Annotated in this window: 8 protein-coding genes and 1 pseudogene; 2 read left to right on the forward strand and 7 right to left on the reverse strand. The window is 60.5% G+C overall.

Features of this window, described 5'->3' with window-relative positions; genetic code table 11:
• Positions 1-3: 3 nt before the first annotated feature.
• The 5 genes from LOY67_RS20505 to LOY67_RS20525 form a co-directional block, all read right to left on the reverse strand.
• Entirely contained in the window at positions 4-4764 is a 4761-nt protein-coding gene (locus LOY67_RS20505; RefSeq protein WP_265064185.1) for an RHS repeat-associated core domain-containing protein, read from the reverse strand.
• Between the two features lie 409 nt (positions 4765-5173).
• Positions 5174-5545: a hypothetical protein gene (locus LOY67_RS20510; RefSeq protein ID WP_003179080.1), complete on the reverse strand. Its 372-nt coding sequence runs from the start codon at positions 5543-5545 to the stop codon at positions 5174-5176.
• Positions 5542-5883, reverse strand: a complete 342-nt coding sequence (locus tag LOY67_RS20515) for a helix-turn-helix domain-containing protein (protein WP_265064186.1) — start codon at positions 5881-5883, stop codon at positions 5542-5544. The genes LOY67_RS20510 and LOY67_RS20515 overlap by 4 nt, the downstream gene beginning before the upstream one ends.
• A gap of 113 nt (positions 5884-5996) precedes the next feature.
• The gene (locus LOY67_RS20520) at positions 5997-6452 is read right to left on the reverse strand and encodes a YkvA family protein (protein ID WP_265064187.1); all 456 of its coding nucleotides are present in this window, start codon (positions 6450-6452) and stop codon (positions 5997-5999) included.
• 293 nt (positions 6453-6745) lie between these two features.
• Positions 6746-7459: an FKBP-type peptidyl-prolyl cis-trans isomerase gene (locus tag LOY67_RS20525; RefSeq protein ID WP_003204577.1), complete on the reverse strand. Its 714-nt coding sequence runs from the start codon at positions 7457-7459 to the stop codon at positions 6746-6748.
• Positions 7460-7838: 379 nt separating this feature from the next.
• On the opposite strand from LOY67_RS20525, the gene LOY67_RS20530 reads away from it, so the two are divergent.
• The gene (locus tag LOY67_RS20530) at positions 7839-9647 is read left to right on the forward strand and encodes a c-type cytochrome (protein ID WP_265064188.1); all 1809 of its coding nucleotides are present in this window, start codon (positions 7839-7841) and stop codon (positions 9645-9647) included.
• A 31-nt stretch (positions 9648-9678) separates the two neighbouring features.
• Complete coding sequence (locus LOY67_RS20535) at positions 9679-10815, forward strand: catalase family protein (protein ID WP_265064189.1); 1137 nt, start codon at positions 9679-9681, stop codon at positions 10813-10815.
• Positions 10816-10862: 47 nt separating this feature from the next.
• On the opposite strand, the gene LOY67_RS28645 is transcribed toward LOY67_RS20535, so the two are convergent.
• Together LOY67_RS28645 and LOY67_RS28650 are read right to left on the reverse strand one after the other, a co-directional pair.
• Entirely contained in the window at positions 10863-11726 is an 864-nt protein-coding gene (locus LOY67_RS28645) for a methyl-accepting chemotaxis protein (protein ID WP_413776223.1), read from the reverse strand.
• A pseudogene (locus LOY67_RS28650) lies at positions 11721-12791 on the reverse strand (methyl-accepting chemotaxis protein); the annotation flags it as partial. The pseudogene LOY67_RS28650 and the gene LOY67_RS28645, both read right to left, overlap by 6 nt.
• Positions 12792-13103: the final 312 nt, after the last annotated feature.

The following is a 13103-nucleotide window of genomic DNA, read 5'->3' on the forward strand; positions in this document are numbered from 1 at the left end:
TTCCTATTTAATTGGATACAGTGTGAATGGAATTTCAGTATCTCGATCAAACTTCATTTCTATTCGATCCATTTTAACCAATTTTGGATCACTTGGATTTTTAGCATTTGGAATATAACCTTCTCCCGCGCCAGGAAAGTCCAACCGCAGGTATTTGCTTCCGCTTTTATCCGTCATTAGTTCATGACCATTATTCTTTATTCTAATTGCTAATTCATAGGCTTTCAGCTGTAACTCCCAACTGTAGAATCTTGAACTTGGATTCCCTTTCCTATGCCAAGGGGTCTTGCCGGTAATGGGATCTGTACCGTCAATTGATCGTTGCTTCCATACCTGATCTGAAACTGCGGGGCTATGCTTACCAACCATATGCATGCGTTGTTCTCTATCTAAACGCCTGACCTCTTTTTCTGCCAGCTCTGCGGCAGTTGGCTTAGGCAGCCGCGGCTCCCCCTCATCCACCCCAACCTTGGCAGCCGGATCCTGCTCCCCAACCGCCGGCTTGCACCCCCCCTTCCCCGGGCAATCCACCAACCCCAACGGATCCACCCACCCCGTCGGGTTCAGGGTGTACCGATACCCATTGAGCCCACCCGCCAACTTACTCGGGTCAGGCGTCAAATAGCGGCCCGTTTCCGGATTGTAGTAGCGGTGCCGGTTGTAGTGCAGGCCGCTTTCCGGGTCGAAGTACTGGCCCTGGAAGCGCAGCGGTTGGTCCAGTTGTTCGCCGCCGCCGTGCTGGATCTCGCGGACTTTGCCGTAGCCGTGGTAGCGCACCGACCAGACGATCTGTCCGCCGTAGTGGGTCAGTTCCTGGGGCGTGCCCAGGTGGTCGAGGTGGTAGTAGAACGGGCAGGCGTTGAGGCCTTTGCCGTCGAGCAGTGCCAGTGGGCGGAAGGTGCCCGGTTCGTAGAGGTAGCTGCGGTGGTGCTGGCGGCTGCTTTCGGCGACGAGTTGGTCGCCTTGCCAGAAGAATTCGGTGGTCAGGCCGGCCACGGTCTTGCTGATGCGTCGGCCGAAGGCGTCGTAGCGGTAAGACGTTTCGCGTCCGTCCGCGGTGATGATGCCGATCAGGCGGTGTTGGCTGTCGTAGCGGTATTCGGTGACGAGGGCCTGGGCCTTGCCGCGGCGTTCGCGGATCAGGTTGCCGAAGGCGTCGTAGTCGTAGTGGCGGTCGCCCTCCATCCGCAGGCGATTGCCCTTGAGGTGGGTCGGGCCGGGGCGGTCCTGCATCAGCAGGTTGCCGGCCGGGTCGTGGGCGAAGTGTTCCGTCGGTTCGCCGTGGGAATGTGCGATCCGGGTCAGCCGGTCGAGTGGGTCGTACTGGTAATCGCGCCGACCTCGATGGCTGTCGGAAAGGGCCGCGAGATTGCCCTTGGGGCTGTAGGCATAATCGCGCCAGAACAGCGTTTGCTGGTTTTGCCGCACGGTGTGGGCCTTGAGCCGGCCCTGTTCGTCATGTTCGTACTGGCTGAGCAGCAGGCCCTGTTGACGCTGAAGTTCGCGGCCGCCACGCAGCTGGTGTTCGGTGAGGCGGGCGCCGTTGAGGTCGATGGCGGTCAGCGCGCCACCCGGGGCATGGTGGTAATCGACCTGGCTGTTGTCCGGCAGGCGCAGGTGATTGAGCCGCCCGCAGGCGTCGTAGCCATAGCGCAGGGTGCCCCAGCCCTGGTGCTCGGTGATCAGCCGGTCCTGGGCGTCGTATTCGAAGGCCAGCGGATGGTCAGTGCCGTCATCGACGTCCACCAGCCGGCCCAGCCCGTCGTAGCGGTACTGGATCGTCTGGCCGTCGGGCAGGGTCTTGATCAGCAGGCGCCCGGTCGCGTCACGCTGGTAGGCGGTGACCAACTGGCTGCCGTCGGCACCGAACTCGATTTTTTCCAGCAGGTGCCCATTGGGGTCGTAGGCATAGGTGGTGCGTTGGCCGTCGAAGCCGACTTGCTGTCGGATCAGTCCGCCGGGGGTGTAGTCTAGCTGATAGGTTTCGCCGGACTCGTTCTCGATCTCGGTCAGCAGCAGCCGTGCCGAGTCGTAGCGATAATTCAGCGTGCTGCCGTCGGGGTTGAGTCGGCGGCTGACCAAGTGCAGGTCGTCGGCGTATTCGTAGCGGGTGATGCGGCCCTGTTCGTCGCGCTCGGCGGTGACCTTGCCGTAGGCGTTGTAGGTCCAGGTTCGGGTCGCGCCGCTGGGCAAGGTGGTCTGCAGCAGTCGGCCGACGGCGTCCCAGTGGTAGTGCGTCACCCCGCCGTGTTCGTCCTGGCGGGTCAGCAAGCGTCCCAGGGCGTCGTAGGTAAACACCCGCTGGCTGGCGTCGGGCAGGGTTTCTTCCGTCAGTTGGCCGAGCCGGTTCCAGGTGAACCGGTGTTCGCTGGCATCCGGGTAGTGGATCGCCAGCAACTGCCCGTGGGCGTCGTAGGCATAGCGGGTGCGCTGTTGATCCGGGTCGATGGCCTCGATCACCTCGCCGCGGTCGTTGCGCCGGTAGGTCCACACGGCTTTGCCGCGAGAACGGGCGTGCAGGAAACCGTTGCGGTATTCGTAGGACGTGGGCGCGTCTTCGGGCGGAATCAGCGCCACCAGCCGTCCGACTTCGTCGTAGCGGTATTCGGTGACGGCACCCAGCGGGTCCTGTTCGGCAATCAGCCGGCCCTGTGCGTCGTAGGCCTTGAGGTGTTCGCCGCCGTCGGGTTCGACCTTGCGCACCAGCCGCGCCCGGTCATCGTGGACATACACCTCCTGGCTGCCATCGAGGTGCCGGACCGTGACGCTGCCGTCCTCGCCCCAGCTGTAGCGCGTGTCCATCTGCGCAAACGAGGCCCAGTGCCGCACGCAGCGGGCCGCCTGTCCGGTGCCCTGCCACTCCCAGAAGAAGCTCGCGCCGCCGGCCAGTTGCCGTTGGAGGATGACGTGGGCATCGTCGTAGTCGTAACGCTCGCTTTCCCCGGCGGCGTTGGTGGCCTCGATCAGCCGGGAGCGTGCGTCGTAGCGGTAGGTCGCCAGGGTCTGTTCGGTGCGCCAGGCTTCGTCCAGGGTCAGGGCCGGGTGAAAGCTCTGGTAGTCGAGGGCGATGAGGTGGTGCTGCTCGTAGCGCAGGCGCAGGGCACGCCCGGCACCGTTGTCCAGGCGGCTGATGTCGCCATGGATGTTGCGCTGGATCGTCAGGCGGTTGTCGTAGCGATCGCTGAGGGCGGTCAGATAACCGTCGCGAAAGTGTAGGAAAGGTGCGTTTTCGCCGGGCTGGGCGATGATCAGTTCGTCCGGCTCGCTGCCCAGGTAGATCGCCGCCCGGGCCAGGCTGTTGTGGATCGCCGGGCGCTGGGCGTTAGGCAGCGGAAAGGTGGTGCGGCGGTTTTCCTGGTCGATCCAGGTGACCTGCTCGCCCTCAAGCCGCAGGCGGTGCGCCAGGGCATGGCTCCAGCCACGCCCCAGGCCCACGTCCAGATCCGCCGCGCTGCTGCGGTACAGGCGGGTGAAGACGAAGGGCAACCGGCCGTCGAGCGTGCCGTCCTCCAGGGTCAGCAGTTCTTCGCCGGTGACCATCGATACCGGGCAGCCATCGGTGCGGGTCAGGGCCACGCTGTCGGCGCTGTCGCCGTTGGGGTTTTTCGATTGGGCCGGGGCGGCGTCGTGGGCTTCGTCTTTTTTCAGCGTGGTATTGCGTTGCGCATCCCAGCGTAGCTGCATCCGGCCCTTCTTTATCCCGGCTGCGATACCCCGCGCCGCCACGGTCTTGTAGCGGTCGACGTAGTCCATGAAACCGTTGACGACGGCAAAGATCGCGCTGACGAAACGCTGTACGGCATTCATCAGGCTCGCGCTGTGCTTGGCCAGACGCATCGCCAGGTAAGCGACGCCGGCCCCCGCGCCGGCGAAGGTCAGCACCACGCCGATCAGCAGGTCAAGCAGCAGTTGCACCACCACCGTCGAGAGCGCTTCAGAGGTTTCGCCGGCGATCTCGCTGGGCGGTAGCATCTCCAGCCAGAGACTGGCGGTGCGTACCAGCAGGCACAGCGCCGCTTCATCACTGGCCAGCAGTTGCAACTTAGCCATTACTTGTGGCGCGTCCTGCGCCAGCTTCATCAACTGATTGGCGCTGCTACCCAGGCGGTCAACAAACTGCCCGGGATCCTTGAGGATGTCCGAGAGCAGGTTGAGGCTGTCCCACACGCCTTCGATCGCCGCCCAACTGCCGGCGAGCAAGCCGTTGCCCACTGCGGCAGCCGAGGTCGCCAGGGATTGCTGCGCCCACCGCGGCTTGAAACCCTGCCACTCGCCGCGCAGCCAGTCTGTCAGCTTCGTGGTCAAGCCATCGTAGGAGGAAAACAGCTTATCGATCTGAGCGGGCGATACCTCGCTCTGGACATGAACCCGATAGAACCTGCCCTCGTCACCCCTGAAGGTTCCCAGGCCCTGGGCATCCAGGGTGACCGGAGTGACCTCGCCGCTGTCCACCGCCACCACATCCACCACGATGTCGCCCAGCGGAATGTCGTACACCGACTCGAGCTTGCTCTCGATCGTCATCACCCCGCCTTGGGGGCACCGGACAACGGTGGAGAGAAAGTCATCGTCGCCCGTGCTGACGGCGGTGGTGCTGTCACCGAAGCGGATCAGCCGCTCCATGCCCATCAGCGAAGGCAGGTCGGCCGCCTGGCTGGCCCGCTCCGCCGCACGGCTGTACCAGCGCTCCAGTTGCTCGCGATAGAGAGAAAGGGTGTCTTTGAAACTGTCGAGCTCCTGCTCGATACGGTGCACCTGATCCATCAAGACATGACGCGATCAAGGGCCAGCAGGGAAAACCGGTCGGACATGGGCAAACGTCTCGCAGCACTCAGGAAGCGCGAGACTTTGCCGGGGATGGCAGAGGAAATAAGTCAGGTAAAGATGCAGTGGGTGTAGGGCGATTCGCTAAATGCGAAAAAACATCACCGCCCTTGGGGTAAATAGGGTCCTTACTGCGCAAAAAGGCAGCCGTCGACTATTGCTCAGAGCATGCATCAGGTACTGAAGCGCTCGAGATTTGCAGCCACGCATACCCCACTGAGCCCAGACAAAAAATCTTCATTTTCAACTTGGCCGCCCACTTTTTCTTGACCGGCCCAGGAAAATCTTAAGAACGCCCGGTTTTCCCGATTTTTCTTTAACCGGTCCGCGCCGGGATCCGTCAGAACAATCAAGCCTCTGCCGACTCCGGATACTCATACTCGAATACCCGGACCACTTCCGACGCATGCCAGGATGCAGCCGCCACGCCATCGGAAGGGCCGGAAAAGCGCCCCAGGCGTTCCACGCACTCGAAGAAACCGGTGCGTGGCAACCGGCTGGCGCCCTGGCTGATGACCAGGGAACTGCGCAGCGGCTGCTCAGCCCGGGCGTCCAGCGCCGCCAGATGTTCAAGGGCGGCGGTCAGGGTCTGCATGGCCGGGCTGGGCAACTGCAAGCGCTCCAGCAAAGCACGGTACGTCAACAAATGGCGCTGGCGGCGCGCCTGGTCCAACTCACCCAACAACCCATCCCAATGCTGCCGACTGATGCGTACACTCACGATTCTTCCCTCCAACCCGGCACCGTCAATTCCCAGGCCAGACTGCGCCGAATCGCGGCATCGGGCTGACGCTCGCCGCTTTCGATCAAGGCCAGATAAGACGGGCTGATACCTACCGTGCGGGCCAGCGCCTCGATGGCGATGCCCTTCCCTTCGCGCAAACTGCGTAATTGATCCAGGCCAGGAAGAATCTGGTCCGGTGCCGCCGCGTGCTGGACCGTAGCCTCTTGCGGCGGTGCTTGATGGATGCCTGCTGCCTTCAACAACGACTGGTACTGCTCCCACGGCAAAACCGCGTATTCGGGCTCTCCGTCGCGTGTGATTATCTGAATATCCATCTCTACCCCGTAGGACAACGACACTTAGCGAGTCAGCCTTTTCCTTGGAAGTGTAATCCTAAATGGCGGCTAAGGTCGCGGGGTGATGGTCGTCCTAAGGGAAACGAACAGAATCAGGGCTTTTTCTGTTCCTGGAGCTGGAGTTGTTGCGGGGTATCAGGAAGTCTTTCGACTCGGGCGAGCTTGTCGGGGGATTGCGCATCACGCCAGGCGCGGAAGGCACTGAGCTCGTCATCGAGGGTTTTCATGATCCATGCCAGCACGGCGATATCGTCGATCATGCCAAACACCGGCAGCAGATCCGGAATCGCATCCAGGGGGCTGAGGAAATACATGAGCCCCGCCACCACCGATAGCAGCGACTTGGCACTGACCGCCCGGTATTCGCCGCGCCAGTAGGCCAGGCACAGCGCCTGCAATAAACGCAGATCGTCCTTGAGCCTGCCCAGCCGTCCGCCCTCCCGGGCCCCTTTGCGGGCGACGGCAAACAACAGCGTCGGCAATCGGCCACGGGCCAGCAGCCGTCCCGCCAAAGGCAGGAATCGTGCAAAATTCCACGGTGCCTTCATTTTTTCTTCCTACTGAAATGTTATCCACACAAATTGTGGATAACCTTGTGAACAGAGCTGCATTTCACCGCTGAAGCCCCCGTTTCATAAGGGCCCGGCTCAGATCGGGCGTTTTTTACTCACATAAAAAAACCCAATATTTCATTGACTTGACAGGCTGACTGGGTCTAGCGCAGCGCCTGTATTGCCTATGACTGCCGTCCGCGATGTGCGTTCGGTTTTTTCGGATTTTCCACAGCCCGGATGCAACAACGCCCCGCATAAGCGAGGCGTTGTCGTTATAGCAGACGCAATTACTTGGCTGCGTCTTCTTTTGCCGGATCCTTGATTGCCAGCAGTTCCAGGTCGAAGACCAGAACCGAGTTGGCAGGGATCGCAGGGCTCGGGCTCTGGGCACCGTAGGCCAGGTCGCTCGGGATGTACAGCTTGTACTTCTCGCCGACATGCATCAGTTGCAGACCTTCGACCCAACCCGGGATCACACCGCTGACCGGCAGGTCGATCGGGCTGCCACGCTCCACGGAGCTGTCGAACACGGTGCCGTTGGTCAGCTTGCCGGTGTAGTGGACAGTCACGACGTCGGTCGGTTTGGGCTGTGGACCGTCAGCTTTCTTGACCACTTCGTACTGCAAGCCGGAGGCGGTGGTGGTCACGCCAGCCTTCTTGCCGTTTTCCTCGAGGAATTTCTTGCCGGCGGCCGCCGACTCTTCACTCATCTTGGCCATGCGCTCTTCGGCACGCTTTTGCAGTGCGGCAAAGGCTTCGACCAGTTCTTCGTCTTTCAGCTTCTGTTCTTTCTTGCCGACGGCATCTTCGATGCCCTGGGCGACCGCTTTGGAGTCCAGGTCGTCCATACCTTCCTGAGCCAGGCTTTTGCCCATGTTCAGGCCGATACCGTAGGAAGCTTTCTGCGCCGGGGTTTTCAGCTCAACGCTGGTCTGCGAGTCGCAACCTGCGAGTACCAGGCCAACCAGGGCAACCGCCGCCGCCAACCGATGCTGTTTCATGCTATTTCCTTGTTCATGCGCCTAAAGGGCAATCGAGTAAAGCCGCGAGCTTATCAGGCCGCCACGACCAATGGCTACCGGCATGTGAGCCGAAAACCGGTGATAAGTTCAGGTGCCACAAACGCTTTTCATGGTTGCAGGATGAAGCTTCTGTCATCTGTTACGTACAGGGACATAGCGGCCGCACCAAAACCATTGTGGGAGCGAGCCTGCTCGCGAAGGCGGTGTTTCAGTCAAAACGAATGTGACTGACAGACCGCCTTCGCGAGCAGGCTCGCTCCCACAATGGTTCAGTTCATTGCAGGCGGAAAATAATGGCCACTTGCCGGCCACGCAGCACTGAGGCATAAGGGCGTATCAAAAAAACAAGGATGTGACCGTGCGCCTCCTCTCTCGCATTTTCCTGCTGCTTCTCGTACTGGTGTTGGTCGCCGTGGCCGTGGTGCTTTATTACGTCGCCAATCCCCGCCTGCCGTTCTACACCCCCGTCGAACAGGTGCACTACCTGGATCAATGGAGCGCCGCCGAGCGCCAGACGTATTACTTCACGCCCCAGGGGACGCAGGTCAAAGGCCTGCGCTACGACTGGTTCACGGCCCTCGAACTGCCGTTCTCGCAACAGCGCTTCGCGTCGCCTGAATACCTGGCGCGCTTCGGCTTTCTGGTCGATCCGGCGCAGAAAGCCTCGCAAAACAACCCCGGCAACCTGCCGGTGGGTTTTGCGCGACACCAGAACCCGGGCAGCACCGAGCAATTCCTGGACATCACCTGCGCCGCCTGCCACACCGGCGAACTGCGCTTCAAGGGCCAGGCGATCAGGATCGACGGCGGCTCGGCGCAACACGTGCTGCCCTCCAGCGTGCCGACCTTGCGCGGTGGCAGCTTCGGACAGGCACTGGTCGCCAGCCTCGCCTCGACCTACTACAACCCGTGGAAATTCGAACGTTTCGCCCGTCAGGTCCTGGGCCAGGACTACGACGATGCCCGCCACGACGCCTTGCGCAAAACCTTCAAGGACTCCCTGGATACGTTCCTGCGGGTCGCCTGGAATGACACCCACCGTGGCCTCTACCCCACCGAAGAAGGCCCTGGCCGTACCGACGCGTTTGGCCGCATCGCCAATGCCAGTTTCGGCGACGCCATTTCGGCAGCGAACTACCGGGTCGCCGACGCCCCGGTGGATTACCCGCAGCTATGGGACATCTGGACCTTCGACTGGGTGCAATGGAACGGCTCGGCCCAACAGCCGATGGCCCGCAACGTCGGTGAAGCACTGGGGGTGGGTGCCACGCTGAATTTCTTCGATGCCCAGGGCAAACCGTTGCAGGGCGATGCGCGCTATCCCTCCAGCGTGCGCGTGCGCGACCTGCACACGATCGAGGAAACCCTGCAACTGCTCAAACCCCCGGTGTGGCCGGAAGCCCTGCTGGGCTCGATCGATAAGCCCTTGGCCGCCAAGGGCCGGGCGCTGTTCACCGAAAACTGCGCCGGCTGCCATGTGCCCAACGTGGTCCAGGGCCCCGACAGACCAACCCAGCAACTGCACATGTTGCCGGTGAAGGTGATCGGCACCGACCCGGGCACGGCCAATAACATTGCCGACCACCGCTTCGACCTGACCAGCCTGCAATGGGACCCGGCCGAACTGGCGAAACTGGACGTACAACTGCACCCGGCCCCGACGCAAGCGCTGGACCTGAGCCAGGTTTCGGTCGCCAAGGGCCTGGCCTACGTCACAGCGTTCGTCGAAAACCGCGCCTACCGCGACGCCGGCGTTACCCCGGTCGAGCGGCCGGCCATGGATGGCTTCGGCCTGCCCATTGGCGTGCGCGAATTGCGCGCCTACAAGGCGCGGCCACTGGCCGGTGTCTGGGCTACGCCGCCGTTCCTGCACAACGGCTCGGTGCCGACGATTTACCAGTTGCTGTCCCCCCAGGACGAACGGGCGACCACCTTCTATAAAGGCAGCTTCGAATACGATCCCCGGCACCTGGGTTATCGCACCGAAGCCTTTACCAACGGCTTTCTCTTCGACACCCGGATCACCGGCAACCACAACAGCGGCCATGAATTTCGCGCAGGCGAAAAGGGTAACGGCGTGATCGGTCGCCTGCTGCAACCGCAGGAGCGCTGGGCGTTGCTGGAGTACCTCAAGGTGCTGGGCGGGCCGCTGGAGTCGCAACTGTGATGATGAACTTCTCAGGCAAAAGGACTGACCCATGCTGACCACGCTCTGGCTGCGCCTCGGTGCTTTTCTGGGCAAGACATTCCTGTGGCTGCTGGGCATCGGCTTGCTCGGCTGGGCACTCGCCACAGCGTGGTTCGCCTGGCAACACAGCGGACCGGTTTCGGACAAGGAACAGATGCCGCCCGGCGAAACCGCCATGACCCAGGAGATCATCCAGACCGCCATCCGCATCGTCGACCAGCATCGCGAAGGCACGCGTTATCTGCGCGACGCCCATGCCAAGGCACACGGCTGCGTGATGGCTGAAGTCCAGGTACCGAGCGACCTGCCGGCGCCCCTGCGCCAGGGCGTGTTTGCCGAGCCGGGAAAGGTCTGGCAAGCGACGATGCGCCTGTCCAATGGCAACGCGTACCCGCAATTCGATAGCCTGCGGGATGCGCGAGGGATGGCTCTCAAGCTGCTGAACGTGCCGGGCAAGCAATTGCTGGGCGAGCGACAGGCACAGGCTGAACAGGATTTCGTGATGTTCAATCACCCGAACTTCTTCGTCAGTGATGTCGCCGAGTACCGTCAGAATGTGGCCGCCCAGGCTGACGGAAAAAAAGTCATGGCGTTCTTTCCTGGACTGGATCCGCGCAGTTGGCAGATCCGCCACCTGTTCATCGCCCTGGCAACCCTGTCACCGGCTCCCGCCAGTCCGACACAAACGACGTATTTTTCGGTATCGCCCTACAAGTTCGGCGAGGCCAACGCCAAGTTTCGCGTAGCGCCAGACCCGGACAGTTGCCCGAGCTATATCCTGCCGCCACAAAACCAGGCACTGCCGAACTTTCTGCGAAGTGCGTTGCATCAGCAGTTATCCACAGACCGGGTGCCGGCGTGTTTTGTCCTGCAGATCCAGCGTCAGGACCCAGGCAAATACATGCCGATCGAAGACACCAGCATTGAATGGCGAGAAAGTGACGCGCCGTTCGAGACGGTGGCGCGAATCAAGGTACCGCCCCAGGACTTCGACACCCCCAAGCTGAACCTGGCCTGCGACAACCAGTCGTTCAATCCCTGGTTCGGCATCGAGGCGCATCGCCCCATCGGCGGCATCAACCGTTTGCGTAAAGCGGTGTATGAGGCGGTCAGCGACTACCGTCACAGCCGCAACGCCGAGCAGTAGGTAAGGAGAGTAAGTCCTTCGGGCGAATGGGACCCAGGCTCACTTCCTCAGACCTTGAAATGGCTGACCATCATCTGCAACTGGTTACCCAATCGCGCCAGTTCGACACTCGATGCGGCCGTTTCGTCGCTGGCGGCAGCGGTCTGTTCGGAGACGTCGCGTACGTTGACGATGCTGCGGCTGATCTCTTCGGCCACGGCACTTTGTTGCTCCGCGGCGGCAGCAATCTGCTGGTTCATCATCTGGATGCTTGAAACGGTGCGGGTGATATTTCCCAATGACACACCGGCCTTGCGCGTCAATTCAACGCTGCTATCGGTCAGGTTGCGGCTCTGGCTCATCAAGCTGGTGACCTGCCGCGTGCCATTTTGTAGACCGGCGACCAGCCCCTCGATTTCCTCGGTGGACTGTTGAGTACGCTGGGCCAAGCCGCGGACTTCGTCGGCGACCACGGCAAAACCACGACCGGCCTCGCCGGCGCGGGCCGCTTCGATGGCAGCGTTAAGGGCCAGCAGGTTCGTCTGTTCCGCCACGGCCTTGATCACGTCCATAACGCTGCCGATCTTGTTGCTTTCCTGCTGCAAGAGAACCATCGCCTCGGTAGAGCGCATAACTTGAGCAGCCAGGTGTTCGAACTGCGCGATGACCTCGGCAACCACCTGGTCACCTTCACGGGCCTGTCCGTCGGCGTCGGCGGCGGCACGTGAAGCCTGTTCGGCGTTGCGTGCGACTTCCTGCACGGTAGCAGTCATTTCGTGCATGGCAGTGGCGACCTGGTCGGTCTCGACTTTCTGGCTGTTGACTCCGGCGCTGGTCTGTTCGGTCACGGCCGATAGCTCCGCCGCTGCGCTAGATATCTGCGTGACGCCGTCACGAATACCGCCGATAAGGTTGCGCAGGGTCTCGCCCATGTGCTGAATGCCTTGTTGTAACATCCCCAACTCATCACGGCGGGTGACCAGCAGGTTCTGAGTGAGGTCGCCAGCCGCGATGCGGTCGACGACGCCGAGGACTTCGCGGATCGGACGGGTGATCTGGCGACTGATGATCCAGGCAGCCAGAATACCCAGCAACAAAGCCACGCCGGCAGTACCGCTTAGTTGAACTTTAGCTTGGTCGGAGTCGTGATCACGCTTCACAACTTGCTCGGTCGAAACCTGTTTGCACAACTCAAACAGTTGAGTGATGTAGGTATCCAGTGCTTTTTGTGCCCGTTCAGCCGCCAACTGCGCATCGTGAAATTGGCCCACGGTGGAGCGATAACCCAACAGAGCCTGACCGGCACGCTGTATGCCATCAGCTTGTTCAGGGGGCATCATGGCAGCTATCTGTTTGATATTATTTTGGGCCCGCTCGATGGCGTCCAAAGCAGGCTGTTCCAGTTCGGCTTTGCCGCTGGAAATGTAACCACGCAGTTCAAATCGGGCTTCCTGAATCAACAGGTTTTGATTGACGATTGAATCCAGAAGCGCCTCTCTTTTTTCGGCATCTTCTTCAGGAAAAATACGCTTGTGAAGCTCATCGTCGACTTTGTTGATCTCACTCGCAACAGTTTCAGCGTACCTGTCGAATACACTACGAGTGGCCTCGCGAGCCTCGATTGCCTGACTGAACTGGGTAAACGCCACGCGGGAGTTTTTCGCTAAACCTATCTCGTCATTGATTGCTTGAAGATCACGAGGAAGCACATACAGGTTTTGGGCACGCTGCAAATACTGATCGAGCTTTTCCAGCACATTGACGACAGTCGTCGCATTGGCTGCAGTATAGTTAATCGTATAGGACAGCCGCGCTATGCGAAATTCCTTGGCAACATTCTCAATTTCGAGCATTAGAGCTTGCTTTTCGCTCCGCTGGATCAGAGCGTTTAAACCGAACCAACCGGTAAAGGCAATCATCAATGCCAGCAGCAAAACCAGGGTGAAACCCAGCGCGAGCTTTAAACCCACGCTGAGGTTACAGAATACCTTACTCATTAACTTCTCTCGCCAAGCAGTAATACCAGTGCAAACGTCTCTATAATCCTGACACCGGATGCTGATTAATCAAAAATCAAAAGCAAACAGACTTGTTCTTTAAGCCGCACTTAAAAGTCCGTACTTAAACCGCCCACCTCATGGAACCTCGACCTGAAAGCCAACTCTTATGAACGCAAAAAAGACTCTTTCCAAACCAACTATTCGTTTTTCAGGCGCCTTTGTGCTGAGCGGGTTGACTCAAGAAAAATAGTTTATGGCCAGGTAGGCTTGGGCGCTATCGGCCAAGGCTGACTTTATAGTAGGGATAGG

The sequence above is a fragment of the Pseudomonas sp. B21-056 genome (genome assembly GCF_026016325.1).
Classification (GTDB): domain Bacteria; phylum Pseudomonadota; class Gammaproteobacteria; order Pseudomonadales; family Pseudomonadaceae; genus Aquipseudomonas.